The sequence below is a fragment of the Alterinioella sp. genome (assembly GCF_058343375.1).
The window spans coordinates 1-25,289 of record NZ_JBTUJH010000100.1; the positions used below are offsets into that span (position 1 = coordinate 1).

Sequence of the window (25,289 nt, forward strand, 5' to 3'; positions counted from 1 at the left end):
GCCGTGTTTGGCCCCAGATCGCTTCGGGGGTCAGTTCCGGCAAGGAGAAGCGATAATGAAACTGCATGAACTGCGCGACAATCCTGGCGCGACCAAGACCAAAAAGCGCGTTGGCCGTGGTCCCGGCTCGGGCAAGGGTAAAACCGCTGGCCGGGGTATCAAGGGTCAGAAATCCCGCTCGGGTGTGTCCCTGAACGGGTATGAGGGCGGCCAGATGCCGCTCTATCAGCGTCTGCCCAAGCGCGGCTTCAACAAGCCCAACCGCAAGGCATTCGCCGTCGTCAATCTGGGCCTGATCCAGAGATTCATCGATGATGGCAAGCTGGACGCGACATCCGACATCACCGAGGATGCGCTGATTGCGTCGGGTCTGGTGCGGCGCAAGCTGGATGGCGTGCGCGTTCTGGCCAAGGGTGAGCTTTCCGCGAAGGTCAACCTGACCGTCACCGGGGCCTCCAAATCAGCCGTTGAGGCGGTGGAAAAAGCCGGTGGCAGCCTGACTGTGGCGGCTGCGGCTGCGGCGCAATAGCCCGCTGGCGGCATCGTGACCTTATGAATGCTTGTGAGCGCGCCCGTTAGCGCTTACATCTTTTGTCAACGTTCTTCCCGCGCCGCGTGGTCGCCCCCGATCTCGCGGCGCAGTGCATGAGAGAAACCACATGGCATCTGCTGCAGAGCAAATGGCGGCCAACCTGAGCTGGCGCACTTTTGGCAAAGCGACCGAGCTGCGCCAACGCATCCTGTTCACCCTTGGCCTTCTGATCATCTACCGCATGGGCACCTATATCCCGGTTCCCGGTATCGACGGCACCGAGCTGCGCGCCTTCATGGATCAGGCGGCGGCGGGTCTGGGCGGGGTGATCAACCTGTTTACCGGCGGTGCCATCGGGCGGATGGGCGTGTTTGCGCTTGGCATCATGCCTTATATTTCGGCCTCGATCATCATTCAGCTGATGACGGCCATGGTTCCGGCGCTGGAAAGCATCAAGAAAGAGGGCGAGCAGGGCCGCAAGAAGATCAACCAGTATACGCGCTATGGCACGGTTCTGCTGGCGACTTTCCAGGCTTATGGTCTTGCCGTCAGTCTCGAGGCGGGCGGTCTGGCCTCTGATCCGGGCTGGTATTTCCGTGCGGCCGCCGTGGTGACGCTGGTCGGCGGCACGATGTTCCTGATGTGGCTGGGCGAACAGATCACCGCGCGCGGCATCGGCAACGGTATTTCGCTGATCATCTTTGTCGGCATCATCGCCGAGATCCCCGGCGCGCTGGCGCAGTTCTTTGAAAGCGGCCGGACCGGTGCAATCTCGGCCCCGGCGACGCTTGGCGTTATCGCAATGTTGCTGGTGACGCTGACATTCGTGGTGTTCATGGAGCGATCATTGCGAAAGATCCATATCCAGTATCCGCGCCGACAGGTGGGGATGAAGGTCTATGATGGCGGATCCAGCCATTTGCCGGTCAAGGTGAACCCCGCAGGCGTGATCCCGGCGATCTTTGCCTCGTCTCTCTTGCTGTTGCCGACCACGATCAGCACCTTCTCAGGGGCCAATGCCGGGCCGATCATGACCTGGGTTCTGACGATGTTTGGCCCCGGTCAACCGCTCTACCTGATCTTCTTTACCGGTATGATCGTCTTCTTCACCTATTTCTACACGCTCAACGTGTCGTTCAAGGTCGATGACGTTGCCGACAATCTGAAAAGCCAGAATGGCTTTATTCCCGGTATCCGCCCCGGTCAGAAAACGGCCGAGTATCTGGAATATGTGGTGATTCGGGTTCTGGTGCTTGGTTCGGGCTATCTGGCACTGGTCGTGCTGCTGCCCGAGATCATCCGAACGCAACTGGCGATTACCGCCTATTTCGGCGGCACCTCGATCCTGATTATCGTCTCGGTCGGTATGGATACGGTGCAACAGGTGCAAAGCCATCTGCTGGCCCATCAATATGAGGGGCTGATCGAAAAATCGCAGCTGCGCGGCCGCAAGGGTGGTGCCCGGAAACCACGCAAAGGGCCCGCACGCAGATGAACATTATTCTTCTCGGCCCGCCCGGTGCTGGCAAAGGCACGCAGGCGCGGCGTCTGGTTGATGCGCGCAACATGGTGCAGCTTTCGACCGGCGACATGCTGCGCGCTGCGCAAAGCTCGGGCACCGAGATGGGCAGAAAGGTCGCCGATGTGATGGCGCGTGGCGATCTGGTGACCGATGAGATCGTGATCGGCCTGATCGAGGAACAGTTCACGACCGTTAAGGCCGGTGGTTTTATTTTCGATGGGTTCCCACGCACCTTGGCGCAGGCCGATGCATTGGGCGATCTTCTGGAGCGGTCGGGCCAAAGCCTCGATGCCGTGATCGAGATGAAGGTCGATGATGAGGCGCTGGTGTCGCGCGTTACTGGTCGGTCGACCTGCGCAACCTGCGGCGAGGTCTATCACGATGTGACCAGACCGCCGCCCGCCGATGGCAAATGCGCCAAATGCGGCGGCACGGAGTTTACCCGCCGGGCCGATGACAATGAGGAAAGCTTTCGCACGCGATTGTTGGCCTATTACCGTGATACCTCGCCCCTGATCGGGTATTATTATGCCAAGGGGAAGCATGTGGCCGTCGACGGAATGGCCGAAATGGACGCTGTCACGGCGGCTATCAATGAAGTTCTTGACAAGAGCTGAACCACCCCTTGACCCCAGGTTGAAAAGCCCCTAACTGCAAGCGTCCCGCAAGGGAATCGCAAACGGACCCGCCGCGTGATCGCGGCTCCCAGATTGCAAACCAGTTTCGAAGGCCCGGTGGCAGATCGCCCTGGGCTTTCGGTTGTGAAAAAAGGTTCTGGAAGCACGGAACCGCAACGAAAAGGAAAAACTACGTGGCACGTATTGCTGGCGTGAATATCCCCACCGCCAAGCGCGTTCCGATCGCGCTGACTTATATCACCGGAATTGGCCCCTCATCGGCCGCTCAGATTTGCGAAGCCGTCGGTATCGACACCGCCCGCCGCGTCAATGAGCTGTCGGATGGCGAAGTTCTGCAAATCCGCGAACATATCGACGCCAATTTCAGCGTCGAAGGTGACCTGCGTCGTGAAACGCAGATGAATATCAAGCGTCTGATGGATCTGGGCTGCTATCGTGGCCTGCGTCATCGCCGTAACCTGCCCGTTCGCGGTCAGCGCACCCATACCAACGCACGCACCCGCAAAGGCCCCGCACGGGCCATTGCCGGCAAGAAGAAATAGGGGGGCAGATCTATGGCACGCGATAAAAGAGCACCCAAGCGCAAAGAGCGCAAGAACATCGCCACCGGGGTTGCCCATGTGAACAGTTCGTTCAACAACACCAAGATTCTGATCTCGGATGTTCAGGGCAACGCAATCGCATGGTCCTCGGCTGGCACCATGGGCTTCAAGGGCAGCCGGAAATCCACGCCTTACGCGGCGCAGATGGCCGCTGAAGATGCTGGCAAGAAGGCACAGGAACACGGCGTGAAAACGCTGGAGGTTGAAGTGCAGGGCCCCGGTTCCGGCCGCGAAAGCGCGCTGCGCGCCCTGGCCGCGATTGGCCTTAACATCACCGCTATCCGTGATGTCACGCCGATGGCGCATAATGGCTGCCGCCCGCCCAAACGCCGCCGCGTTTAAGTATTCGTATCTCTCCTCGGGACCGTGCAATTTCGCACGGCCCCGTGGTGTCATTTTGATCCTCGAGCGTTTCGGCCCCGGATCACGGCCCGAAACAAGAATGGAGGCGACACATGATCCATAAGAACTGGCAAGAGCTGATCAAGCCCACCCAATTGGTGGTGAATCCCGGCAATGACCCTGCACGTCAGGCGACCGTCGTGGCCGAACCGCTGGAACGTGGCTTTGGTCTGACGCTCGGCAATGCGCTGCGTCGCGTGTTGATGTCTTCGCTGCAAGGTGCTGCCATCACCAGCGTCCAGATCGACAACGTGCTGCATGAGTTTTCCTCGATTTCGGGCGTGCGTGAAGACGTCACCGATATCGTGCTGAACCTCAAGGGCGTGTCGATCCGGATGGATGTCGATGGTCCCAAGCGGGTCTCGATCAGCGCCAAGGGCCCCAAGGTCGTGACCGCGGGCGACATCTCTGAAAGCGCCGGGATCGAGATCCTGAACCGCGATCACGTGATCTGCCACCTCGATGACGGTGCCGATCTGTTCATGGAGCTGACGGTCAATACCGGCAAGGGCTATGTCGCATCCGACAAGAACCGCCCCGAGGACGCCCCGATTGGCCTGATTGCCATCGACGCGATCTATTCGCCGGTGAAAAAGGTCAGCTACGATGTGCAGCCCACCCGCGAGGGCCAGGTGCTGGATTATGACAAGCTGACCCTGAAGCTGGAAACCGACGGCTCGCTGACGCCCGATGATGCCGTGGCCTATGCGGCGCGGATCATTCAGGATCAGCTCAGCATCTTCGTCAACTTCGATGAGCCGGAAAGCGCCAGCCGTCAGGATGATGAGGATGATCTGGAGTTCAATCCGCTGCTGCTGAAGAAGGTGGACGAGCTGGAACTTTCGGTGCGCTCGGCAAACTGCCTGAAGAACGACAATATTGTCTATATCGGCGATCTGATCCAGAAAACCGAAGCCGAGATGCTGCGCACCCCGAATTTTGGCCGCAAATCCCTGAACGAGATCAAGGAAGTGCTGTCGGGAATGGGCCTGCATCTGGGCATGGACATCATCGACTGGCCGCCCGACAATATCGAGGACCTGGCGAAGAAGTTCGAAGACAACTTTTGATGGTGGGATGATATTCCACCCTGCGGGCGAGGTTCAGGCCTCGTCCGACGACTGGGCAATGAGGCCCCAATAGGTGAGGGATCGGCACGCGACCTGTCCCCGGACAAAGAAAAATGTAAGGAGACCCAACCCATGCGTCACGCACGAGGCTACCGCCGCCTGAACCGCACCCACGAACACCGCAAGGCGCTGTGGGCCAATATGGCCGGCTCGCTCATTGAACATGAGCAGATCAAGACCACCCTGCCCAAGGCAAAGGAACTGCGCCCGATCGTTGAAAAACTGATCACGCTGGCAAAACGCGGCGATCTGCACGCGCGCCGTCAGGCCGCAAGCCAGTTGAAACAGGATGCCTATGTGGCAAAGCTGTTTGACATTCTTGGCCCCCGCTATGCCGAACGTCAGGGCGGTTATGTGCGCGTCATGAGGGCGGGCTTTCGCTATGGCGACATGGCCCCGATGGCGATCATCGAATTTGTCGACCGCGACGTGGATGCCAAAGGCGCCGGTGACCGTGCCCGCGTCGAGGCGGAAGAGGCCGCCGAATAGGCACGCTCTTCCCTCAGGAAACAAGAAACCCCGCCTTTGGGAAAAGGGCGGGGTTTTCTCGTGCTGCTGGCCGTCTTGCGGGGCTGCGGTCAGGACGGCTTGGGGGGCGTCTTGCCCTTTTGCGCAATCTCATCGATCAGACGCTCAAGCTCGGCTTCCTCTATCGGGGTCTCCCCCATGAACTCCAAAAGATCCCTGCGTGCCGGATGGGACAGGCCCATAAGACGCGCGAAAAGATCCGGGTTTACCTTCTCGGACATTCGACTCGCCTGATTATTCATAATATAAACACTTTACGATCGCCCCGAATTCAGACAACCTGTCTAATTAGACATGCCAAATAGTAGAGTACTCATATCATTGCTTAATCAGTTAGGCGCGCTTGCCCCGGTAGGATATACCGTCGGGCTGCACATTCGTTTTGCCTCTCCCCTTATTTTACGAAGCACATATCCCGCCGCATGGCAGCAGGAGTATCAGGACAACGCCTACGCGCTGCGCGATCCCCTGGTATTCTGGGGGATCGGCATCAGCGGCCAGACCAGGTGGAGCGAGATCCGGCTGCCGGACCCGTTCAGTATCATGCAAAAGGCCAAACGGCATGATCTGCTGTTTGGTGCGGTGGTGTCCTGCGGCCCGATCACCTCGCGCTCCATCATCGGATGCGCCCGGTCAGACAGAGAATTCACCGATGCGGAGATAGACGCCATCGCAGTGGTCGCCAGGGCCCTGCATGATGCCGCGGCCCCTCCGACGGAACTCACCAAGGCTCAGATCGAGGCGCTTCGCCTGATCGCCGATGGTGATCGCCATACCGCAGCGGCTGCCAAGCTGGGTATTTCCGAAAGCGCGCTGAAGGCGCGCCTGTCATCGGCCAGGGTTCGTCTGGGTGCGCGAACCACGGCTGAAGCATTGAAAAAAGCACGGGAATTCCGATTATTATGATAGCAGACGCAGTTGCCTCGGTGCAGGTTTTTCAACCGCCAACCAGGAGGCACCTCAATGCAAGTCACGACCCTTTCCTTCGAGAACATGCACAACCACGGTGAGCTGTTCGCAAATATGCTGCGCGCACGTCACCAGACCTTCATCGTTCAGAACAACTGGGACCTTCCACAAGCCAACGGCATGGAATTTGACCAGTATGATACCCCCGCAAGCCGCTGGATCGCGGTGCATGAATTTGGCCAGGTTCTGGCCGGTGTGCGGCTGACGCCAACGATCCACCGCTGTGGCATCTACACCTACATGATCCGCGACGCACAGCGCGGGTTGCTCGATACCATCCCGTCCGACCTGTTGGATGGGCAGGCCCCCGTCGCCCCGCATATCTGGGAAAGCAGCCGGGTATTCGTCAGCCGCGATGTGCCGGCCAAGCTGCGTATGCGGGTGCAGATGCAATTGATCTCGGAGATGGTGACATCGGCCCGGGAATTGGGGGCGACATCGGTTCTGGGTATCATCCCGGCCAATTCCCACCGTCTGGCGCGCCGGGTGGGTCTTGATTGCGTGCCGGCAGGGCGGGTGCTGGATATCGACGGTGAAGAAAGCCGCTGCGTCACCATCAGCATGGCCACAAAAATGCACTAAGCGGGGGGGTGCCCTATGGCTTTTCCCGACGCGATCAAACGCATAGGGTGTGGGCATGGCCGATCTGTTCGCACCTGCCCCGCCCGACACCGCCAACGCCGCCGGCCCACGCCCTCTGGCTGACCGGCTGCGTCCGCGTGCCTTGCGGGACGTGATCGGCCAGGCACCTCTGCTTGGGCCGGAGGGCAGCCTGCGCGGGATGCTGGATGCGGGGGCTTTGGGCTCACTGGTGTTCTGGGGGCCGCCCGGTGTGGGCAAGACCACCATCGCGCGGTTGCTGGCGCAGGAAAGCGACCTGCATTTCGTCCAGATCAGCGCGATTTTTACCGGCATTTCCGATCTTCGCAAGGTTTTCGAGGCGGCCAGGATCCGCCATGCGAACGGGGCGGGCACATTGCTGTTCGTCGATGAAATCCACCGGTTCAACAAGGCGCAGCAGGACGGGTTTTTGCCCCATATGGAGGATGGCACCATCCTTTTGGTTGGCGCGACCACGGAAAATCCTTCCTTCGAGTTGAACGCCGCCCTGCTGTCGCGGTCGCAGGTATTGGTGCTGGAACGGCTGAGCGATGGCGATCTGGAGGAGCTGTTGCAGCGCGCCGAGGATGCGCTGGAGCTGAGCCTGCCCTTGAGCGATGCGGCGCGCATTTGCCTGCGCGAGATGGCCGATGGCGATGGCCGGGCGCTGCTGAACCTGGTTGAACAGGTGGTGGCGTGGAAGATTGCCGAGCCGCTGGACCCGGTGCAGCTTGGCCAGCGCCTGAACCGGCGCGCGGCGCAATATGACAAATCGGGCGATGCCCATTACAACCTGATTTCCGCCTTGCACAAATCGGTGCGCGGCTCCGACCCTGATGCCGCACTTTACTGGCTGGCGCGGATGCTGGAAGGCGGCGAAGACCCGCGGTTTCTGGCCCGCCGCATCACAAGGATGGCGGTCGAGGATATCGGGCTGGCCGACCCGCAGGCCCAACGGATCTGCCTGGATGCCTGGGAGGTCTATGAACGGTTGGGCAGCCCCGAAGGCGAATTGGCGCTGGCGCAGGCGGTGGCCTATCTGGCGCTGGCCCCGAAATCGAACGCGATCTATGTGGCCTATAAGGCGTCGCGCAAGGTGGCGGCCAAAACCGGATCAGCGCCGCCGCCCAAACATATCCTGAACGCGCCCACAGGTCTGATGAAGGACCAGGGCTATGGCGCGGGATATGCCTATGACCACGATGCCGAGGATGGGTTTTCGGGCCAGGATTACTTTCCCGAAACCGTGGCGCGCGCCGGGTTTTACCAACCGGTCGAGCGCGGGTTCGAACGCGATCTGGCCAAGCGTATCGCCTATTTTGCAAAGCTGCGCGCCAAGCGGCAGGGCGGTTGACAAGCGCCGCCCAAACCCACAAACCCCGGCCATGTTTACAACCCTTCTTCAAGTGGCGCTTGGCGGCGCAATCGGGGCCAGCTTGCGCTATTCGGCGGGGCTGATGATTGTGCGCCTTGTGGGTCACAACCCGTTTCCGGTTGCGATCATCATGGTCAATGTCATCGGCTCGTTTCTGATGGGTGTTTTCGTGGTGGTCGCGGCGAATCGCGGCCTGACATATCTGTCGCCTTTCGTGGTGACTGGCCTGTTGGGCGGGTTCACCACCTTTTCGGCGTTCTCATTGGAGGCGGTCACGCTTTATGAGCGCGGCGATCATGGCGCGGCGGCTCTCTATGTGGTTTTGTCAGTGGTGTTTTCCCTGTTGGGTCTTGTCTTGGGGCTGATGGTCGCCCGGGGGGTGTTTGCATGAGTCGGGTTCAGACGATTGAAATAGGCCGCGATGACGCGGATCAGCGGCTGGACCGATGGTTTCGCCGACAATTTCCGCATATCTCGCATGGTGTGATCGAAAAATTGTGCCGCAAGGGCGAGATCCGGGTCGATGGTGGCCGGGTCAAGGCCGCGACGCGGTTGCAGGCCGGGCAGATGGTGCGCGTGCCGCCCTTGCCCGATGACGTGATCGACGCGCCGGGGACAACCCGGGTAAAGATAACCGATGCCGATGCGCAGATGATGCGCAATCTGGTGCTCTACCGCGATGATCATATCATTGCGCTGAACAAACCGCCGGGATTGCCGACACAGGGCGGCACCGGGCAGACCCGCCATATCGACGGGCTGGCGGATGCTTTGTGTTTCGGTCTCGATGAAAAGCCGCGACTGGTGCATCGGCTGGACAAGGATACCTCGGGCGTTTTGCTGATGGCGCGCACCCGATTGGCAGCAGCCAAACTGACGGCGGCCTTTCGCCATCGTGACACGCGCAAGATCTATTGGGGCGCGGTCGCTGGCGTGCCGCATCCGCGTATGGGCACGATCCGGTTCGGGCTGGTGAAGGCACCGGGTCACGGCAAGGGCGGCGAAGGCGAAAAGATGCATTGCATCCACCCGCGCGATGTCGACGCTACCGAAGGGGCCAAACGCGCCACCACCGATTACGCGACCCTGTCGGCGCTTGGCGGTCGGGTCAGTTGGGTGGCGATGGTGCCGGTCACCGGGCGCACGCATCAGCTGCGCGCCCATATGGCCGAGCTTGGCCATCCGGTGATTGGTGACGGCAAATATGGCGGATCGGGGCAGGAAAATCTGGGCGATGGCTGGGGCGCGCAATTGGGCGGTGAAATCAGCCGCAAGCTGCATCTGCATGCCCGTTCGCTCAGCTTCGAGCATCCATTTACAGGCGCGCAGATCAATCTGATCGCGCCGATGCCCGAGCACATGAAACGCACCTGGGATGTTCTGGACTGGCATGAACGCGATGTGCCCGCCGACCCGTTCGCGGAGCCGGAATTTTGACCACGCCGCTGCGGATGGTGATCTTTGATGTCGATGGCACGCTGATCGACAGTCAGGCGCATATTCTGGGCGCGATGGCGCGCGCCTTTGACGGGGTCGGGCTGCCGGTGCCGGATCGCGGCACCGTTCTGGGCCTGGTCGGCCTGTCCTTGCCGGTTCTGGTGGGTCACCTGGCCCCCGATACCGATGCCGTCACAAAGACCCGTATCATTGATGGTTACAAACAGGGGTTTACCGATTTGAGGGCTGCGGGCGAAGCGGGGATGTCGCCGCTTTATTCCGGTGCGCGGGAGGTGCTGGACAGGCTGGCCGCGCGCGACGATATTCTGCTGGCTGTGGCCACCGGAAAATCGCGCCGTGGCATGGCGCATGTGATCGAAATGCATGGGCTGGAGGGGATGTTTCAATCGGTGCAGACAGCCGATGATCACCCGTCCAAACCAAGCCCGGAAATGATCCATGCCTGTCTGGCCGACTTTGGGGTCGCGGCGCAGGATGCAGCGATTCTCGGGGATACGGCGTTTGACATGGAAATGGGCCGAAATGCCCATGTTCACCCGATTGGCGTCACCTGGGGCTATCATGACCGGAAAAGATTGTTTCAGGCCGGGGCCATCGACCTGCTGGAGGATTTCTCTGCGGTGATGCCTTGCCTGGGCCGGATTTGGGGGCTGGAATGAGCGAATGGAAAGCCAGGCGGTTCTGGCAGGATGCCAGCGTTGCCGAGGGTGAGTTCGGTTTCGAGGTGCGGTTGGACGATCGCCCGGTGCGCACGCCGCTGAAAACGCTGCTGGCACTGCCGACGCGCGGCATGGCCGAGGCGGTGGCGGCGGAATGGCAGGCACAGGACGGCGTGATTGATCCGGCGTCGATGCCGATGACCCGGTCGGCCAATGCAGCGCTGGACAAGGTCACGCCGCAGCACGCCGAAGTTGCGGCGATGCTGGCGGGCTATGCCGAAACCGATCTGCTGTGTCACCGCGCCGATCATCCACAGGGTCTGATCGACCAGCAAAACAAGGGCTGGAACCCTGTTTTATCCTGGGCCGCAGACCGGTATGGCGCGCCGCTGACCGTGGTTCCTGGCATTCTGCCTGCCACCCAACCCGCTACCAGCCTGGCAGCATTTCATGCGGCTGTGTCCGGGTTCAAACCCTTTTCAATGACTGCGCTGCACGATCTGGTCACCCTGTCAGGATCGCTGGTTCTGGGTTTGTGGGCGGCGGATGGAGCAGGCAGTGCAGAGGCGGCCTGGGCCTTGAGCCGAATCGATGAGAACTGGCAGATCTCGCAATGGGGCGCGGATGAGGAGGCTACGCAAGCGGCTGAAATAAAGCGCGCGGCGTTCCTGCATGCGGCCCGTTTTCTGGATCTCTGCGGCGGCAACTGACCCCATAAAAATCGGTGAAACTGCTGTTGTGCAGCGGCCCTTGAAACCGATATACTTACCCTACGTAAAGTTGAGTGCCAGCCATTTCCCCGGAACGAACCCTTGACCTGCCGGGCCAGATTTGCCCAATTAAGGACTGTTGGGAGAGGCTCAGGCATCTTCAGCGCAATAGCAATGGCCACAATGGTCAATAAAACCGCCCATGGGTTCACCCTCATGCGGCGTTCCATCAGGAAGAGGTAAAAATGAAAAAATCCGTATTTCTCGGCACGCTTGCCGTGGCTGGACTCGCAGCTGGCTTTGTGTCCGCACAAACGCTGGACGAAGTCCGCGCGCGCGGCGCACTGAACTGCGGCGTCACCACCGGTCTGGTCGGCTTTGCCGCACCCAATGCCAGCGGTGAGTGGGAAGGCTTTGACGTCGATGTATGCCGTGCCGTCGCGGCTGCCATCTTCAACGATCCCTCCGCTGTAAATTTCGTTCCCACCACCGGCCAGACCCGCTTTACCGCGCTGGCCTCGGGTGAGGTCGACTTGCTGGCCCGGAACACCACCTGGACCTTCAGCCGTGACGTTGACCTGCGTTTTGAATTCGTGGGCATCAACTACTACGATGGTCAGGGCTTCATGGTTCCGCGCGATCTGGGCGTGTCCTCGGCACTGGAACTGGACGGCGCAACCGTCTGCATCCAGACCGGCACCACCACCGAACTGAACCTGGCTGACTTCTTCAGCTCCAACAACATGAGCTATGAGCCGGTTCCGATCGAAACCAACGCCGAAGCGCAGCAGCAGTATCTGGCTGGCGCGTGCGACGTTTATACCACCGACGCCTCGGGCCTGGCCGCAACGCGCGCCACGTTTGAGGATCCGGCGGCGCATGTCGTTCTGCCCGAGATCATCTCGAAAGAGCCGCTCGGTCCGCTGGTTCGCCATGGCGACAGCGAATGGGGCGATATCGTTCGTTGGACGCTGAACGCGCTGATCTCAGCAGAAGAGCTGGGCGTGACCTCGGCCAACGTGTCTGAACTGGCTGCTGGCACCAACAACCCCGAGATCAACCGTCTTCTGGGCACCGAAGGTGAACTGGGCGCGATGTTGGGTCTGGACGCCGGTTGGGCGCTTCAGGCGATCTCGGCTGTTGGCAACTACGGTGAGATTTTCGAAACCAATATCGGCGAAAACTCGGCGATTGGCCTGTCGCGTGGTCTGAACGCACAATGGACTGATGGCGGGCTGCTTTATTCGCCGCCGTTCCGCTAGAATCTGATGGAGGGGCGCGGGTCATGCTCGCGCCCCTCTCTACTCTACTTTCTGGCCAAGAAAACGAAATGACCGATCGACCAGACCGCCCGAGCCAACGAGGCAGCGTCGGATGGATCGGCTTACCCAACAGAACCGGGGTTCCCTGCTATGTCAGCGATCACAGACCCGCCTGCCGAGTCATTCCGACTTAGTCAGCTTATTTACGACAGCCGCTATCGTTCGATCACCATCCAGGCCGTAGCCGCCATTCTGATCTTGGCCGGCATTGTCTGGCTGGCCAACAACACAGTTCAGAACCTGTCCGCACTGGGCAAGGATTTTGATTTCGGGTTCCTGTCACAGCGCGCGGGGTATGATATCAACCAGCGCCTGATCGAATACAGCAATGACAGCACCCATGCGCGGGCTGCCTTTGTCGGCATCCTGAACACGCTTCTGGTCGCACTTCTGGGCTGTATTACCGCGACGATCTTGGGCGTTACCGCTGGTGTGTTGCGCCTGTCGAAGAATTGGATCGTCGGTCGCCTGATGACTGTCTATGTTGAAGGTTTCCGCAATATTCCGCTGCTTTTGTGGATCATCGTGATTTTTGCCGTGATGACAGAGGCGACACCGCAGCCGCGGGAATTCCGGGGTGAAGACGCCACCGCCACGATGTATCTATTCGATTCCGTCGCGATCACCAACCGGGGGATTTATATCCCAGGGCTGGACTGGGGGCCGGGATCGATCTGGCTTATCCTGGTCTTTGTTGCGTCACTGGTCGGCATCTATCTGTTCCGCTCCTATGCCCGCAAACGGCAAGAGGCGACCGGGGATATTCTGCCTGTCTTCTGGGTTTCGCTGGCATTGTTCATTCTCCCGTCGCTGATCTTCTACTTCATCCTGGGCCGGCCCGTCGGGCTGAATTACCCGGAATTGCAGGGCTTCAACTTCCAGGGTGGCACCCATTTGCGAAACTCGCTGATTGCGCTGTGGATTGCATTGTCGCTTTATACCGGGGCCTTCATCGCCGAGATCGTGCGCGCCGGTATTCTGGCCGTCAGCCATGGCCAGACCGAGGCCGCAAGCGCGCTTGGCCTGCGCCCGAACCGCACGATGAACCTTGTCGTGCTGCCGCAGGCGTTGCGTGTGATTATCCCGCCCTTGATCTCGCAATATCTGAACCTGACCAAAAACTCGTCACTCGCCATTGCCGTGGGCTACATGGATGTGCGCGCGACGCTGGGCGGGATTACGATCAACCAGACGGGCCGTGAGCTGGAGGGGATGATGCTGCTTGGCCTCTTCTACCTGATCACGTCGCTGTCGATTGCCGGGGTGATGAATATCTACAATGCCTCCGTGAAATTGCAGGAGCGCTGAGATGAGCCAGTCACATACCCAGTCTTTTGTGCGCACCGAAATGCTTCCTGAACAGGCCCCGCCGGTGTCTGAAATGGGGCCAATCCGGTGGGTGCGCGAGAATCTCTTCTCCTCCATCCCCAATGCCGTCATGACCGTGGTCTCACTCTACGTGGTCTATTACGTGCTGGCCGGTATCGGCCCGTGGGCTTTGGGCGGCATCTGGAACGCCGACTCTCTGAACGAATGCCGTGAAATCAGGGATTCGCTTTATGGCGAGGGCCGCGAGGTCGCTTGTTGGGCGGTCATCACGGATCGCTGGCATCAGCTTTTGTTCGGCTTCTACCCGTCCGATCAGTATTGGCGACCGATCCTGACGCTGATCCTGTTTGGTGGCGCAGTGGTGCCGATCCTGTTCGATCACGCGCCGCGCAAGCTTCTGCTCTTGACGTTTGCGACGCCTTTTGTCGCCTATTTCCTGCTTTGGGGCGGGTCGATCTGGGGGCCGGTCGCAGTTGCGCTTGGCTTTGTGCTGGCATGGGCTCTCCTGACCTACGCACAAAGTATCCTGGGTTCGCTGGGGGCCACGTTGGCGGCCATTGTTGTGCCGATCCTGTATTGGCTCTACTTCTCGGCACCGCTGGGCAACGCTTTGCAGGGCGTCTTGCCGATCGGGATCGAGTCGATTGGCTCTGATCAGTTCGGCGGCTTTCTTCTGGCGCTGGTGATCGGCGTCACAGGCATCATCCTGTCATTGCCCCTGGGCGTGTTTCTGGCACTCGGGCGGCAGTCCGACCTCTTTATCATCAACAAATCTTCGGTCATCTATATCGAGGTCATCCGCGGAATTCCGTTGATCGTCTGGCTGTTCACCGCGTCGCTGCTGCTCAACTACTTCTTGCCGCCGGGCACCAATTTCGACCTGATGCTGCGGGTCATCATCATGGTAACCCTGTTTTCGTCGGCCTATATCGCCGAGGTGGTTCGGGGTGGTCTGGCCGCCTTGCCGCGGGGTCAGTATGAGGGGGCCGACAGCCTTGGCCTCAATTACTGGCAATCCATGCAGCTGATCATCCTGCCGCAGGCTCTGAAAGTATCCATCCCCGGTATCGTGTCGTCATTTATCGGGCTGTTCAAGGACACCACACTGGTGGTCTTTATCGGGTTGAGCGATCCGATACAGTTTTCCAACCTGATCCGCGCTTCCACCGATTGGAATGGCATCTATTGGGAACTGTTCATCTTCATCGGGCTCTGCTTCTGGATCTTCTGTTTTTCCATGTCCCGCTATTCGCAATGGTTGGAGCGCAAGCTCAACACCGAGCATCGCTAAGGAACGTTTGATATGACTGATACATCAACTCAAGAACGGGCCACTGACCGGTCGAAAATGGCCGTATCGGATGAGGTGGCCATCGAAATCACCAATATGAACAAGTGGTTTGGCACGTTCCACGTGTTGCGCGACATTGATCTGACGGTGAACCGGGGCGAACGGATCGTGGTGTGCGGACCTTCCGGGTCCGGCAAATCGACGCTGATCCGCTGCATCAACGCGCTGGAGGAACATCAGCAGGGCAAGATCGTGGTCGATGGCACCGAGCTGTCGAATGACCTGAAAAACATCGACAAGATCCGGTCCGAGGTTGGCATGGTGTTTCAGCACTTCAACCTGTTCCCGCATCTGACGGTGCTGGAAAACCTGACCCTGGCCCCGATCTGGGTGCGCAAGACGCCCAAGAAGGAAGCCGAGGAAACGGCAATGTATTTCCTTAACAAGGTCAAGATCCCCGAACAGGCCGACAAATATCCCGGCCAGCTTTCGGGTGGTCAGCAGCAGCGCGTGGCCATCGCCCGCAGCCTGTGCATGCGGCCCCGGATCATGCTGTTCGATGAACCGACCTCGGCGCTCGATCCCGAGATGATCAAGGAAGTTCTGGATACGATGATCCAACTGGCCGAAGAAGGCATGACCATGCTGGTGGTGACCCATGAGATGGGCTTTGCGCGGCAGGTGGCCAACCGGGTGATATTCATGGATGCCGGTCAGATCGTCGAACAGAATGAACCGGAAGAGTTTTTCAACAACCCGAAAAGCGAACGGACCAAGCTGTTCCTGAGCCAGATTCTGGGCCACTGAACGGATTTCGCAATGTCTGAAAACGCCCCGGTTGCAACGACTGGGGCGTTTTTTCATGCCGGATCGGGCAGGTCGCGCGGGACTATGAAACCCCGGAGCCGGCCCATTCCGGGTTGCACCGAGCGCCATGTTTCGGCGTCGAATTCAAGCACGGTCGTGGCCCCTGTCGGATAGCGCCCGAAAGACGGGTGCGCAGGTGGCGTGGCGGCGAGCATTGCGGCCAGAACACCGGTGCCGGGGTTATGTGCCACCATGGCAACGCAATCGGCCCTGGCCGCGTGCAGATGGGTCAGCATCGCGGTGGGGCCTGCCAGATAGAGGCCCGGCAGCAATATGGGCGCGGGCGGGTCGGGCAGTTGGGTGGCGATATAGCTCCAGGTTTCGCGGGTGCGCATGGCGTCTGACACCAACGCCTCTTGCGGGATCAGCCCTGCCTCGGCCAACCAGGCCCCCACACGCGGCGCGGCCCGGCGGCCACGGTCATTCAGCGGCCGTTGATGATCGGTCAGGCGCGGATCATCCCAGTCAGATTTCGTATGGCGGATCAGGATCAGGGTCAGGGTCATGTGTGAAACTGCCTCATGTGATAGGCCGATTGCGCAGTCAGGCGACCTGATTGGGCACTGATGGGGCAGGCGCGCCGGGCGGCGCAGCCATGGCTCATGCAGCCCTGGCCTGGCTCCGTATCCAGAAACCCGTGGCAGGCCGCCACATCATAACCATCCGCCCCCAATGCGTTTACCGGGCAGGCAGCGCGGCAGGGTTGCTCGCAGCTATCGCAGGGGCGGGCACCCGTGGCGGGCAGATCGACATGGATGGGCAGCGCAATGGCCCCCCGGATCGAGTTCATCAGCCCGGCCCGGTCATGCACCAGCATCCCCACCGGCGACGCCCAGGCGCGTCCTGTGCGGGTGGCCCAGGCGATGAAGGGCAGGTGGGGCGGGCCGCCAAAGGGAAAGAGCGGGCTGCCCTGCAGAGCTGCTGCCAACGCGCCGACAACGCGGGCAGACCAGCGGTCAACCGGATCTGCATCGCCGTCGTGCATTTCGGGCTGGGTCAATATGCGCGCCCAGAATCCCGGCTCGGCGGGGCAGAGCAACAACATCGTGGCGGTGCCTTGGGGGCAGAGGTCAGAGGCCACGGGGTGAAAGCCGCCAAAGATGGCCAGCCCTTCAGCAGCGGTCATGCTGGCGATCTGTGCGTATTCCAAGCCCCGGCCCTTCAGGCGCGGATCATGCTGCCGGCACCATGATCGGTGAACAGTTCCAGCAAAACCGAATTGGTCACCCGCCCATCCACGATGGTGCAGGCCCGCACACCGGCGCGCACGGCCTTTACGGCGGTTTCGACCTTTGGGATCATGCCGCCCGCGATGGTGCCCTCTGCAACCATGCGTTCCACATCCTGCGCCGTCAGTTCGGTCATGACATCGCCGGCGGCGCTTTTCACGCCCGCCACATCGGTCAGCAGCAGCAGCCGGTCGGCCTGCAGGGCCGCTGCAATCGCGCCGGCGACGACATCGCCGTTGATATTGAAGGTTTCGCCTTCGCGGCCAGCGCCCAACGGGGCCACGACGGGAATGATATTATCCTTGAACAGGCCATGCAGCACCTTTGGATCGACCTCCGCGGGAATGCCCACGAACCCCAGTTTCGGGTCGGCGGGGTCACAGACAACCAGATTGGCATCCTTGCCCGACAGCCCCACGGCGCGCCCGCCCTGGGCATTGATCGCCTGCACGATGCGCTTGTTGACGCTGCCCGACAGCACCATTTCAACGATTTCGACCGTGGCCGCATCGGTCACCCGCATGCCATCGACAAATTCCGACACCACACCAAGCTTTTTAAGCATCTGATTGATCATCGGCCCGCCGCCATGGACAATCACCGGGTTCACGCCGACCTGCTGCAACAGCACGATGTCGCGGGCGAAGGTGGCCATCGCGTCATCATCGCCCATTGCATGGCCGCCAAACTTGATCACCACGTTGGCCCCGGCAAAACGTTGCAGATAGGGCAGCGCCTCAGAAAGGGTGCGGGCGGTGGCGGCATAGTCACGGGACATGGCGGTTTGTTTCTTCATGGAAATGTGGCCCTTTGATCAGACCTTGATACGCGCGTGCGGCGGTTGGCTCAAGTAATGCCCGCGATGATGGCGCGCAATGTCTCGATGCCGTCGCCCTTATCCGAGGAGGTCAGGACAAGCTCGGGATAAGCGGCCGGGTGTCTGGCCAATGTGGCCCGGACCTGTGCCAGCATGGTTTCGCACTCGGCCGGTTTGATCTTGTCGGATTTGGTCAGCACCACCTGAAACGGCACCGCGGCGCGGTCCAGCAGGGTCATGATCTCGGCATCGACCGGCTTGGCCCCGTGGCGCGCATCGATCAGCACAAAGGCGCGGCGCAGATTGGCGCGGCCCGACAGGTAAGCCTTGAGCAGGCGTTGCCATTTCTCGACCACTTTCACCGGCGCATTGGCATAGCCATAACCGGGCAGATCGACCAGGTAACGGGTATCGCCAAGGGTGAAAAAATTGATTTCCTGGGTGCGCCCGGGCGTGTTCGAGGCGCGGGCCAGCGCCTTGCGGCCGGTCAGCGCGTTGATCAGGGTGGATTTGCCGACATTGGACCGACCTGCAAAACAGACCTCCATCCGGTCGCCCGGCGGCATCCCGTCCATCGCCACGACACCTTTCAGGAACTCGGCCCCGCCGGCAAAGAGCCGCCGACCCTTTTCGGCGGTAGCGGCATCGGGGTCTGGTGCCAGAGGAAAGGTCAGTTCCATTTTGAGAGCACCTCGATCGGATCGTCATGCGCGATATCGCCGGTGGCGACCACCTCGCCATAGACGCAGAATTCGCGCGCCGCGTTCAGCGCCCCAAGCGTATCGGCGTCGCGTTTGCCGGTATCAGGATTGGCCGCGGTGGCCAGGCAGCGCACCACAGGTTCGCGCACCGCAATCTCGGCGCTGCCAATGCGGATGGTGCGACCGATCCAGTCGCCTTCCTCCCAGGGCGGCATGCCGTCAAACCAGATATTCGCGCGCCAGCGCTTTTCCGACAGGCTCTGCCCCAGTTTCGCCGCCACCACCCGATGCGAGGCCATATTGCCAATGCTGACCGAGGGGAAATCGGTATCGGTCATGCCACGCCCCGGCAGCCGGAGGATGCGTGCCGATTGGGCGCGACCCTCCGGTATCAGGGGCTTGGTCCAGGTGATCAGCGCCTGCGGGTCGGCATCGGGCTGGAAGGTCAGATCGGGCAGGTCGGGATGCGTCAGGGTCAGGGTTTCGGTGGCTTCATCCAAGCGTGCGTTGATCGCCATCAGGCCGGGGGCCTTTGATCCGATCGTGAAATTTGGGCATGGGGCCCATTCGGTTCCGCTGATCCGCGAGGCATCATGGGCCACCGCCCAGGTCCGGTCCCAGGGCATGGTTGCGCCTGCGGTCAGGCGGACATTGTCCAGCGCCTCACGGCCGTGGCTTTTGACGGGATGGCGCCACAGCCCGGTGACGCGGGCGCTCATGTGTCATCCGATTTCTTGCGCTTGAAGCTGGAACGGATATTGCCGAACACATCCGGCTTGAACCCCTGGGTGCGCATGATCGTATATTGCTGGATGAAGGTGATCGTGTTGTTGGTGATCCAGTAGACCAGCAGGCCGCTGGCAAAGCTGCCCAACATGAACATGAAGATCCAGGGTAAATAGGCAAAGATCATCGCCTGCGTTGCATCGGTGGGGGCCGGGTTCAGTTTCTGCTGCAACCACATGGAGATACCCAACAGCAGCGGCAGAACGCCGATGAAGATCAGCGCCATGATGGAGCCGGGTTCGGGGGCTGCGATGGGCAGCAATCCGTAAAGGTTGAGGATTGACGACGTATCGGGGGCCGACAGATCATTCAGCCAGCCAAAGAACGGCGCGTGGCGTAGTTCAAGGGTGACAAAGATCACCTTGTAGAGCGAGAAGAAAATCGGAATCTGCAACAGGATCGGCAAACAGCCCGAGGCGGGGTTCACCTTTTCGCGCTTGTAAAGCTCCATCATGCCTTGTTGCAGTTTCTGCCGGTCATCGCCGGCGCGCTCCTTCATCTCTTCGATCTTGGGCTGAAGCTCTTTCATTTTCGCCATCGAGACATAGGATTTATATGCCAGTGGAAACAGCGCCGCCTTGATCAGAATCGTCAACGCGATGATTGCGATGCCCATATTTCCGATCAGGGCATTGAGGTTGTGCAACAGCCAGAAGATCGGCTTGGTCAGGAAGTAGAACCAGCCCCAGTCAATGGAATCCAGAAAGCCGTCAATGCCGGTTTCATTCTGATAATTGCGGATCGTGGCCCATTCCTTGGCACCGGCAAAGAGCCGCGTGCTACGCTCAACCGTCTGGCCGGGCTCAACGGTGACCGCCGGCAGGCGCGCCTCGGTCTGGTAGATATCGGCCCCCGCCACATAGCGCGACACGGCGGTAAAGGGCTGACCGGTTTCGGGGACCAGCGTGGTCATCCAGTATTTGTCGGTAAAGCCGATCCAGCCTTGCTCGGTCACTTCCGTCACCTCGGCACGCGCGCCTTCCCGTTCGACGAAATCCAGGTCGGGCATATCGTCATATGCGATCTCGTTCAGTGTTCCGTCCGAGCTTTGCACGACGCCTTCATGCAGGATGAAGAAGTTTTGCAGATCATCGGGCAACCCGTGGCGGGCGACGATGCCATAGGGGGCCATGCGGGCGGCGGATTGGGTGGTGTTTTCCACCGATTGGGTGATGGTGAACAGGAAATCTTCGTCAACCGAGATGGTGCGGCGGAAGATCAGGCCGTTCCCATTGTCCCAGCGCAGCGTCACCGGCGTTTCCTCGGTCAGACGGTCGCCGCTTTCGACCTGCCACAGAGTATTGGCACCCGGCACATCCTCGAAGCCCAGATCACCGCCGGGGGTCCAGCCATAAAGCGCGTAATAGGCCCCGTCCTCCCCGACCGGCGACAGCAGGCGGACATTGGGCGAACCTTCGTCGAGGGTTTCGAAATAATTGCGCAGTTCGAGATCATCGAGCCGCCCGCCGGTCAGCGAGATCGACCCCGACAGCGACGGGGTGTCGATGGTGATGCGCGGCGTTTCAGCGGCCGCTTCGGGCGGGGCATCGGTTCCGGTCGGTTCTGCCAGATCGGCTGTCGGCGGTGTCAGGGCAATATTGGTCCCGGTGGCATCCGTGGCGACACTGGTCTCGGGGCTGTCCGGGGCGACCGGCAGATCGGTGGGCGGAAACAGGACCGACCAAATGAGGATGACGCCAAGGCTTAGCGCCATTGCAAGAATGAAATTCCTGTTCTGATTGTCCATTGTGCCTGCGTCCAGCCTTGATTGAATCCACGGAGGTTCAACAGACTGAGGCTGGAAAGGTCAAGGGCTTTTCCCGTCTGGCGGGGCGTGGCGCGCGGATTGGCCCCGTCGGGACAGTGAAATCAGCTCGCGCGCCGCCCGATCCTTGGCGTTTGGGCGATTTTTTCCTGATGTGACCTGATCCAGCCGATTGTGTCTTCCAGCGGCATCGGGCGTGACAGGCCATAGCCCTGGATGTAATCGCAGCCCAATTGCGCCAGCACGCTTTGTTCGCCCTCGGTTTCGACCCCTTCAGCCACGGTGGCAACGCCCAGGCGTTCGGCCAGCGCCAGAATACCCGCAACCACGGCCCGCTGGCTTGATTCGCGGTCCATCCTGGTGACAAAACTGCGGTCGATCTTGATCCGGTTGACGCGGAAGCGGGCGATATTTGCAATGGCGGCGCTGCCGGTGCCAAAATCGTCCAGGTCGATATTGAACCCGTGGCTGCTGAGCTGTTCGATATTGCGCACCACGATGTCATCTTGTGATTGCGCGGCAACGGTTTCAAGAATTTCGACCGTCAGGCGTGCGGGGCGCAGGTCGCGGCGGTCGACCTCCCATTTGACGCGGTCGGCAAGGGTCGGGTCATGCAGTTCCTCGGCCGAAAAATTGACCGAAACCGACGGGATGACAAACCCGGCCTCGTCCCAGACGCTGAGTGCGGCCAGCGATTGCGCCAGAATGACCTCGCCCAACCGGGCCATGCATCCGGCATCCTCCACGGCGGGCAGAAAATCGGGCGGGATCAGCACGCCTTCTTCGCCGTGATGCCAGCGCGCCAGCGCCTCGAACCCGGAAATGGCACCGGTATCGGTTGAGATCTGTGGTTGAAACCAGGGCCGGATCGCGCCGGAGCGCAAGGCATCGTCAACTTCTTCGGCCAGGCCGTGGCGGCGCTGTGATCGGGTTTTGACCCGCTCTGAGTAGCCGCGCACGCCCGCCGGACCATTGCGGCGGGCCTCGATCAAAGCGGTCAGGGCGGCATCGAGCACGCATTCGGCGGTGCCGAAATCGGTCTGCGCCGGGGTGGCAAAGCCGACAGACAAGGTCGGGTGGGCGGCGGAACCGGCAATGGCCACGGGTTCCGACAGGGCGCGTTGCAGCCGTTCGATGACCGATACCACCAGATCCAGCTTGGCGTTTGCAATCGGTTCCAGAGCAATGGCAAACCGCCCCTCGCCAATACAGGCGACGGCATCGCCACGCCGCAACGAGGTTTGCAGCCGTTCGGCGCTGCGGCGCAGGATCTGGTCACCAGCCGCAGACCCCCACCGGGCGACGAGATCGGGAAAACCGTCTATTTCGGCGATCAGGCAGGCGGTGGCGCGGCCCTGCGCCTGGGGGCTGTTCATGGCATGGTCAAGCGCTGCCAGGAAGCCTTCGCGCATCTGCAGGCCGGTCTTGCCGTCGCGTGGGCCCGCATCGCCGGTTTTCCGGTCTGGCGGGCGCAATGCCTGAAGCGCCAATAGCGCGGGCAGCAAAACGGATGTGGCAAAGATGATCTCAGCCTCGCCCCACCAGACAGCGCCCACAGCCAGCAGCGGGAACATCGCCAGGATCTCGACCCGCGACAGCGCAGATCGAATTCCATGAATGATATTGTCGAACCGGGCGGTCGAAGATCCTCGCATGTGCGGCCTCATATCCTGGCGTCCCCTTTCGCATTGAAGGGGGTATTCACAGGAAAAAGAGCTAAGCCAAACTGCCTGACAGGCTGTTAAGACCTCAGGATCAGTTCTTAGGATTTAGGTCGAATTGTTCCGACCGCATCAGCCCGGCAAAGTCGAACAGCGCCGGATCCAGCAGATGCGAAGGCCGGGCGTTCATCAGGGCCGAAAACATCTTTTGCCGCCGGCCGGGGCTGCGCGCCTCCCATGTATCCAGCATGGCCTTGATCTGCTGACGTTGCAGCCCATCCTGGCTGCCACACAGGTCACAGGGGATGATGGGATAGCGCATTGCGGTGGCAAACCGTTCGCAATCGGCCTCGGCCAGATGGGCCAGCGGGCGATAGACAAAAAGATCGCCCGCGTCATTGAGCAGCTTGGGCGGCATCGTGGCCAGTTTGCCGCCGTGAAAGAGGTTGAGAAAGAACGTCTCCAGAATGTCATCGCGGTGATGGCCAAGCACAATCGCCGAACAGCCTTCTTCACGCGCGATACGGTAGAGATTGCCCCGCCGGAGCCGCGAACAAAGCGCGCAATAGGTGCGCCCCTGCGGCACCTTATCCATGACGATGGAATAGGTGTCCTGATATTCGATGCGGTGTTCGATGCCCATCCTGGCCAGAAACTCCGGCAGCACTGTTGCGGGAAACCCCGGCTGACCCTGATCGAGATTGCAGGCGAGGATATCAACCGGCAGCAGCCCGCGCCATTTCAGCTCGGTCAATGCGGCCAGCAGGGTATAGCTGTCCTTGCCGCCCGACAGGCAGACCAACCAGCGTGCATCCCGTTCGATCATGCCATAGCGTTCGATCGCGTCGCGGGTGCCGCGGATGATCCGCTTGCGCAGTTTCTTGAATTCGGCGGTCTTCGGCGCGCCGTGAAAAAGCGGGTGGATATCGTCGGTATCGTCAAGCATCGGTTGCCTCCGGGCATCGCGGCTACGCATAGGTGAGCCGACGCAGGCTGGCAACGGTTTTGATAAAGGGCCATTCTGGGCGATACTGCGCGCGTATGTGCAGGGTTTGATGGATTACTTCTTTTCGCGCCGCACCTTCAATCAGAGCAAGGGCAGGTTTTCCAAGAATTTCGCGCCGCTGACGCGTCTGACCGGGCCTGGTATCAATCGCCGGGCACATCGTCCTGCGGATCGGGCACCGGATCATAGCCAGACGATCCCATCGGGTGGCAGCGCCCGATACGTTTGGCCGCCAGCCAGCCGCCCTTGATGGCCCCGTGCTTTTCCAGCGCCTCCAGCGCATAGGCCGAACAGGTCGGCTGATAGCGGCAGTTGAACCCGACCCAGGGGGAAAAGATCAACCGGTAGGCGCGCACGGGCAGGGCGGCGATATGGGCAAGGGGTGTCATGCGTGCAGCTTTCTCAAGGCGCGGCGAAGATCCGCCTTCATTACCTCCAACGGCAGGCTGGCGGTCGCCTCGGCGCGTCCGATCAACACGTAATCCCACCCCGGCTGTCCTTCAAGCGGCACGATGGCGCGGGCAATCTCGCGCAGCCGCCGCTTGGCGCGATTGCGCGCCACCGCATTGCCGACCTTCTTGGAACAGGTATAGCCGACCCGGACAAGATCGGGCGCGGCGGGCTCATCGCCATGGCGTTTGCGGGCCTGAACCAGGAATCCCGGCATCGGGGCACGGGCCCCCCGCGCGGCGCGCAAAAAATCGGGGCGTTTGGTCAGGGTTTCCAACTTATGCGCCATCGGTCCTCCTGAAACACGAAAAGCCCCCGGGGCCGGGGGGCCGAAGGGGCTTATCCAGGATGCGCGTTTCGCACCCGAGCTCGACAATGCGCTTCAGGCGCTGAGCGACTTCCGGCCACGGGCACGGCGGGCGTTCAGAATATTGCGGCCGGCCTTGGTCGCCATGCGGGCACGAAACCCGTGGCGCCGTTTGCGGACCAGATTGGACGGCTGGAAAGTGCGTTTCATGTTCAAAGCTCCGTATCGTCACGGACCGGAACGCGCAGCGGCTGCGCATCGACGGTCAGAGAATCCCGTATGAAGCCCGGGCAATAGGACCATGCGGGGCCGGTGTCAACAATTGCGCGCCGAGGAAATGCCCGGATTGAAACATCGGGGCGAATTTTTCTGCAATTCGGGCCAAATCCTGACATATGAGCCCCGGAACGGTCACGCGCCATCAAGCGGACGTGAGGGGCCTGTTGCCGGCGGCACCAAGCGCGCATGTTCTGGTCAAGCCAACCACAAAGGTGCCACAAGGATGCAAGATGCCCCATCCCGGACAGGAAATCCGATGACCCGATATCTGCCTCTGCTCTTGATCGCCGCGGGCGCATTTGCCGGTTGGTATTTCCTGTCTGATTTCCTGAGCTTCGAGGCGCTGCGCGACAA

30 protein-coding genes are annotated in these 25,289 nt (G+C 60.8%); 18 read left to right on the top strand and 12 right to left on the bottom strand.

Going from position 1 to position 25,289, the window contains the following annotated elements; translation table 11 throughout:
* Window positions 1-55: 55 nt before the first annotated feature.
* The 7 genes from rplO (at window position 56) to rplQ (ending at window position 5,315) form a co-directional block, all read left to right on the top strand.
* Window positions 56-529, top strand: a complete 474-nt coding sequence (rplO, locus tag ACW8PS_RS13870; protein ID WP_491528084.1) for a 50S ribosomal protein L15 — start codon at window positions 56-58, stop codon at window positions 527-529.
* Window positions 530-659: 130 nt separating this feature from the next.
* On the top strand, window positions 660-2,027 hold the full coding sequence (gene secY, locus ACW8PS_RS13875) for a preprotein translocase subunit SecY (RefSeq protein ID WP_491528085.1): 1,368 nt from the start codon (window positions 660-662) through the stop codon (window positions 2,025-2,027).
* Window positions 2,024-2,671 (top strand): adenylate kinase, encoded by a 648-nt coding sequence (locus ACW8PS_RS13880; protein WP_491528086.1) that lies wholly within the window; start codon window positions 2,024-2,026, stop codon window positions 2,669-2,671. Before secY ends, ACW8PS_RS13880 begins: the two co-directional genes overlap by 4 nt.
* Window positions 2,672-2,865: 194 nt before the next feature.
* On the top strand, window positions 2,866-3,234 hold the full coding sequence (rpsM, locus tag ACW8PS_RS13885; protein ID WP_491528087.1) for a 30S ribosomal protein S13: 369 nt from the start codon (window positions 2,866-2,868) through the stop codon (window positions 3,232-3,234).
* Window positions 3,235-3,246: 12 nt separating this feature from the next.
* Entirely contained in the window at window positions 3,247-3,636 is a 390-nt protein-coding gene (gene rpsK / locus ACW8PS_RS13890; RefSeq protein ID WP_491528088.1) for a 30S ribosomal protein S11, read from the top strand.
* A 113-nt stretch (window positions 3,637-3,749) separates the two neighbouring features.
* Window positions 3,750-4,766 (top strand): DNA-directed RNA polymerase subunit alpha, encoded by a 1,017-nt coding sequence (locus tag ACW8PS_RS13895; protein WP_491528089.1) that lies wholly within the window; start codon window positions 3,750-3,752, stop codon window positions 4,764-4,766.
* Between the two features lie 132 nt (window positions 4,767-4,898).
* Window positions 4,899-5,315 carry a 50S ribosomal protein L17 gene (rplQ, locus tag ACW8PS_RS13900; RefSeq protein WP_491528090.1) on the top strand — a complete coding sequence of 139 codons (417 nt, stop codon included), beginning with the start codon at window positions 4,899-4,901 and terminating at the stop codon, window positions 5,313-5,315.
* Window positions 5,316-5,404: 89 nt separating this feature from the next.
* On the opposite strand, the gene ACW8PS_RS13905 is transcribed toward rplQ, so the two are convergent.
* Window positions 5,405-5,575: a hypothetical protein gene (locus ACW8PS_RS13905; protein ID WP_491528091.1), complete on the bottom strand. Its 171-nt coding sequence runs from the start codon at window positions 5,573-5,575 to the stop codon at window positions 5,405-5,407.
* A gap of 73 nt (window positions 5,576-5,648) precedes the next feature.
* On the opposite strand from ACW8PS_RS13905, the gene ACW8PS_RS13910 reads away from it, so the two are divergent.
* From ACW8PS_RS13910 to ACW8PS_RS13960, 11 genes are all read left to right on the top strand, one after another.
* The gene (locus ACW8PS_RS13910) at window positions 5,649-6,260 is read left to right on the top strand and encodes an autoinducer binding domain-containing protein (RefSeq protein WP_491528092.1); all 612 of its coding nucleotides are present in this window, start codon (window positions 5,649-5,651) and stop codon (window positions 6,258-6,260) included.
* A gap of 57 nt (window positions 6,261-6,317) precedes the next feature.
* Window positions 6,318-6,905 carry an acyl-homoserine-lactone synthase gene (locus ACW8PS_RS13915; RefSeq protein WP_491528093.1) on the top strand — a complete coding sequence of 196 codons (588 nt, stop codon included), beginning with the start codon at window positions 6,318-6,320 and terminating at the stop codon, window positions 6,903-6,905.
* 55 nt (window positions 6,906-6,960) lie between these two features.
* Window positions 6,961-8,277, top strand: a complete 1,317-nt coding sequence (locus tag ACW8PS_RS13920; RefSeq protein ID WP_491528095.1) for a replication-associated recombination protein A — start codon at window positions 6,961-6,963, stop codon at window positions 8,275-8,277.
* Between the two features lie 31 nt (window positions 8,278-8,308).
* A complete protein-coding gene (crcB, locus tag ACW8PS_RS13925; RefSeq protein WP_491528096.1) occupies window positions 8,309-8,689 on the top strand; it encodes a fluoride efflux transporter CrcB in 381 nt (126 codons plus the stop codon).
* Window positions 8,686-9,735: an RluA family pseudouridine synthase gene (locus ACW8PS_RS13930; protein WP_491528098.1), complete on the top strand. Its 1,050-nt coding sequence runs from the start codon at window positions 8,686-8,688 to the stop codon at window positions 9,733-9,735. Before crcB ends, ACW8PS_RS13930 begins: the two co-directional genes overlap by 4 nt.
* Window positions 9,732-10,415 carry an HAD-IA family hydrolase gene (locus ACW8PS_RS13935; RefSeq protein ID WP_491528099.1) on the top strand — a complete coding sequence of 228 codons (684 nt, stop codon included), beginning with the start codon at window positions 9,732-9,734 and terminating at the stop codon, window positions 10,413-10,415. Before ACW8PS_RS13930 ends, ACW8PS_RS13935 begins: the two co-directional genes overlap by 4 nt.
* A complete protein-coding gene (locus tag ACW8PS_RS13940; RefSeq protein WP_491528100.1) occupies window positions 10,412-11,125 on the top strand; it encodes an ATP12 family chaperone protein in 714 nt (237 codons plus the stop codon). Before ACW8PS_RS13935 ends, ACW8PS_RS13940 begins: the two co-directional genes overlap by 4 nt.
* Window positions 11,126-11,370: 245 nt before the next feature.
* A complete protein-coding gene (locus ACW8PS_RS13945; protein WP_491528101.1) occupies window positions 11,371-12,387 on the top strand; it encodes an amino acid ABC transporter substrate-binding protein in 1,017 nt (338 codons plus the stop codon).
* Between the two features lie 150 nt (window positions 12,388-12,537).
* Window positions 12,538-13,755, top strand: a complete 1,218-nt coding sequence (locus ACW8PS_RS13950; protein ID WP_491528102.1) for an amino acid ABC transporter permease — start codon at window positions 12,538-12,540, stop codon at window positions 13,753-13,755.
* A gap of 1 nt (window position 13,756) precedes the next feature.
* Complete coding sequence (locus ACW8PS_RS13955; RefSeq protein ID WP_491528103.1) at window positions 13,757-15,067, top strand: amino acid ABC transporter permease; 1,311 nt, start codon at window positions 13,757-13,759, stop codon at window positions 15,065-15,067.
* 12 nt (window positions 15,068-15,079) lie between these two features.
* Window positions 15,080-15,874 (top strand): amino acid ABC transporter ATP-binding protein, encoded by a 795-nt coding sequence (locus tag ACW8PS_RS13960; RefSeq protein WP_491528104.1) that lies wholly within the window; start codon window positions 15,080-15,082, stop codon window positions 15,872-15,874.
* Window positions 15,875-15,927: 53 nt separating this feature from the next.
* Here ACW8PS_RS13960 and ACW8PS_RS13965 read toward each other — a convergent pair whose 3' ends face one another.
* The 11 genes from ACW8PS_RS13965 to rpmH all read right to left on the bottom strand — a co-directional run bounded on the left by ACW8PS_RS13965 (window position 15,928) and on the right by rpmH (window position 24,866).
* On the bottom strand, window positions 15,928-16,440 hold the full coding sequence (locus ACW8PS_RS13965) for a SixA phosphatase family protein (RefSeq protein ID WP_491528105.1): 513 nt from the start codon (window positions 16,438-16,440) through the stop codon (window positions 15,928-15,930).
* Entirely contained in the window at window positions 16,437-17,060 is a 624-nt protein-coding gene (locus ACW8PS_RS13970) for a ferredoxin (RefSeq protein WP_491528106.1), read from the bottom strand. Before ACW8PS_RS13970 ends, ACW8PS_RS13965 begins: the two co-directional genes overlap by 4 nt.
* Before the next feature lie 35 nt (window positions 17,061-17,095).
* Window positions 17,096-17,959, bottom strand: coding sequence for an acetylglutamate kinase (gene argB, locus ACW8PS_RS13975; RefSeq protein ID WP_491528107.1), 864 nt, complete (start codon window positions 17,957-17,959; stop codon window positions 17,096-17,098).
* A 50-nt stretch (window positions 17,960-18,009) separates the two neighbouring features.
* Entirely contained in the window at window positions 18,010-18,660 is a 651-nt protein-coding gene (gene yihA, locus ACW8PS_RS13980) for a ribosome biogenesis GTP-binding protein YihA/YsxC (RefSeq protein WP_491528108.1), read from the bottom strand.
* The gene (locus ACW8PS_RS13985) at window positions 18,651-19,400 is read right to left on the bottom strand and encodes an MOSC domain-containing protein (protein ID WP_491528109.1); all 750 of its coding nucleotides are present in this window, start codon (window positions 19,398-19,400) and stop codon (window positions 18,651-18,653) included. Before ACW8PS_RS13985 ends, yihA begins: the two co-directional genes overlap by 10 nt.
* On the bottom strand, window positions 19,397-21,214 hold the full coding sequence (gene yidC / locus ACW8PS_RS13990) for a membrane protein insertase YidC (RefSeq protein ID WP_491528110.1): 1,818 nt from the start codon (window positions 21,212-21,214) through the stop codon (window positions 19,397-19,399). The genes ACW8PS_RS13985 and yidC overlap by 4 nt, the downstream gene beginning before the upstream one ends.
* A gap of 122 nt (window positions 21,215-21,336) precedes the next feature.
* Window positions 21,337-22,887 (bottom strand): putative bifunctional diguanylate cyclase/phosphodiesterase, encoded by a 1,551-nt coding sequence (locus ACW8PS_RS13995; RefSeq protein ID WP_491528111.1) that lies wholly within the window; start codon window positions 22,885-22,887, stop codon window positions 21,337-21,339.
* Window positions 22,888-22,987: 100 nt separating this feature from the next.
* On the bottom strand, window positions 22,988-23,839 hold the full coding sequence (gene ttcA, locus ACW8PS_RS14000; protein ID WP_491528112.1) for a tRNA 2-thiocytidine(32) synthetase TtcA: 852 nt from the start codon (window positions 23,837-23,839) through the stop codon (window positions 22,988-22,990).
* Window positions 23,840-24,042: 203 nt separating this feature from the next.
* Window positions 24,043-24,288, bottom strand: a complete 246-nt coding sequence (gene yidD / locus ACW8PS_RS14005; protein WP_491528113.1) for a membrane protein insertion efficiency factor YidD — start codon at window positions 24,286-24,288, stop codon at window positions 24,043-24,045.
* On the bottom strand, window positions 24,285-24,638 hold the full coding sequence (gene rnpA / locus ACW8PS_RS14010; RefSeq protein ID WP_491528114.1) for a ribonuclease P protein component: 354 nt from the start codon (window positions 24,636-24,638) through the stop codon (window positions 24,285-24,287). The genes yidD and rnpA overlap by 4 nt, the downstream gene beginning before the upstream one ends.
* Before the next feature lie 93 nt (window positions 24,639-24,731).
* Window positions 24,732-24,866: a 50S ribosomal protein L34 gene (gene rpmH, locus ACW8PS_RS14015; protein ID WP_491528115.1), complete on the bottom strand. Its 135-nt coding sequence runs from the start codon at window positions 24,864-24,866 to the stop codon at window positions 24,732-24,734.
* Window positions 24,867-25,289: the final 423 nt, after the last annotated feature.

Coding starts and splice junctions, on each gene's coding strand:
- rplO (WP_491528084.1), top strand. CDS start 56: ATGAAACTGCATGAACTGCGCGACAATCCTGGCGCGACCAAGACCAAA.
- secY (WP_491528085.1), top strand. CDS start 660: ATGGCATCTGCTGCAGAGCAAATGGCGGCCAACCTGAGCTGGCGCACT.
- ACW8PS_RS13880 (WP_491528086.1), top strand. CDS start 2,024: ATGAACATTATTCTTCTCGGCCCGCCCGGTGCTGGCAAAGGCACGCAG.
- rpsK (WP_491528088.1), top strand. CDS start 3,247: ATGGCACGCGATAAAAGAGCACCCAAGCGCAAAGAGCGCAAGAACATC.
- ACW8PS_RS13895 (WP_491528089.1), top strand. CDS start 3,750: ATGATCCATAAGAACTGGCAAGAGCTGATCAAGCCCACCCAATTGGTG.
- rplQ (WP_491528090.1), top strand. CDS start 4,899: ATGCGTCACGCACGAGGCTACCGCCGCCTGAACCGCACCCACGAACAC.
- ACW8PS_RS13905 (WP_491528091.1), bottom strand. CDS start 5,575: ATGTCCGAGAAGGTAAACCCGGATCTTTTCGCGCGTCTTATGGGCCTG.
- ACW8PS_RS13910 (WP_491528092.1), top strand. CDS start 5,649: ATGCCAAATAGTAGAGTACTCATATCATTGCTTAATCAGTTAGGCGCG.
- ACW8PS_RS13915 (WP_491528093.1), top strand. CDS start 6,318: ATGCAAGTCACGACCCTTTCCTTCGAGAACATGCACAACCACGGTGAG.
- ACW8PS_RS13920 (WP_491528095.1), top strand. CDS start 6,961: ATGGCCGATCTGTTCGCACCTGCCCCGCCCGACACCGCCAACGCCGCC.
- crcB (WP_491528096.1), top strand. CDS start 8,309: ATGTTTACAACCCTTCTTCAAGTGGCGCTTGGCGGCGCAATCGGGGCC.
- ACW8PS_RS13930 (WP_491528098.1), top strand. CDS start 8,686: ATGAGTCGGGTTCAGACGATTGAAATAGGCCGCGATGACGCGGATCAG.
- ACW8PS_RS13940 (WP_491528100.1), top strand. CDS start 10,412: ATGAGCGAATGGAAAGCCAGGCGGTTCTGGCAGGATGCCAGCGTTGCC.
- ACW8PS_RS13945 (WP_491528101.1), top strand. CDS start 11,371: ATGAAAAAATCCGTATTTCTCGGCACGCTTGCCGTGGCTGGACTCGCA.
- ACW8PS_RS13950 (WP_491528102.1), top strand. CDS start 12,538: ATGTCAGCGATCACAGACCCGCCTGCCGAGTCATTCCGACTTAGTCAG.
- ACW8PS_RS13955 (WP_491528103.1), top strand. CDS start 13,757: ATGAGCCAGTCACATACCCAGTCTTTTGTGCGCACCGAAATGCTTCCT.
- ACW8PS_RS13960 (WP_491528104.1), top strand. CDS start 15,080: ATGACTGATACATCAACTCAAGAACGGGCCACTGACCGGTCGAAAATG.
- ACW8PS_RS13965 (WP_491528105.1), bottom strand. CDS start 16,440: ATGACCCTGACCCTGATCCTGATCCGCCATACGAAATCTGACTGGGAT.
- ACW8PS_RS13970 (WP_491528106.1), bottom strand. CDS start 17,060: ATGACCGCTGCTGAAGGGCTGGCCATCTTTGGCGGCTTTCACCCCGTG.
- argB (WP_491528107.1), bottom strand. CDS start 17,959: ATGAAGAAACAAACCGCCATGTCCCGTGACTATGCCGCCACCGCCCGC.
- yihA (WP_491528108.1), bottom strand. CDS start 18,660: ATGGAACTGACCTTTCCTCTGGCACCAGACCCCGATGCCGCTACCGCC.
- ACW8PS_RS13985 (WP_491528109.1), bottom strand. CDS start 19,400: ATGAGCGCCCGCGTCACCGGGCTGTGGCGCCATCCCGTCAAAAGCCAC.
- yidC (WP_491528110.1), bottom strand. CDS start 21,214: ATGGACAATCAGAACAGGAATTTCATTCTTGCAATGGCGCTAAGCCTT.
- ACW8PS_RS13995 (WP_491528111.1), bottom strand. CDS start 22,887: ATGCGAGGATCTTCGACCGCCCGGTTCGACAATATCATTCATGGAATT.
- ttcA (WP_491528112.1), bottom strand. CDS start 23,839: ATGCTTGACGATACCGACGATATCCACCCGCTTTTTCACGGCGCGCCG.
- yidD (WP_491528113.1), bottom strand. CDS start 24,288: ATGACACCCCTTGCCCATATCGCCGCCCTGCCCGTGCGCGCCTACCGG.
- rnpA (WP_491528114.1), bottom strand. CDS start 24,638: ATGGCGCATAAGTTGGAAACCCTGACCAAACGCCCCGATTTTTTGCGC.
- rpmH (WP_491528115.1), bottom strand. CDS start 24,866: ATGAAACGCACTTTCCAGCCGTCCAATCTGGTCCGCAAACGGCGCCAC.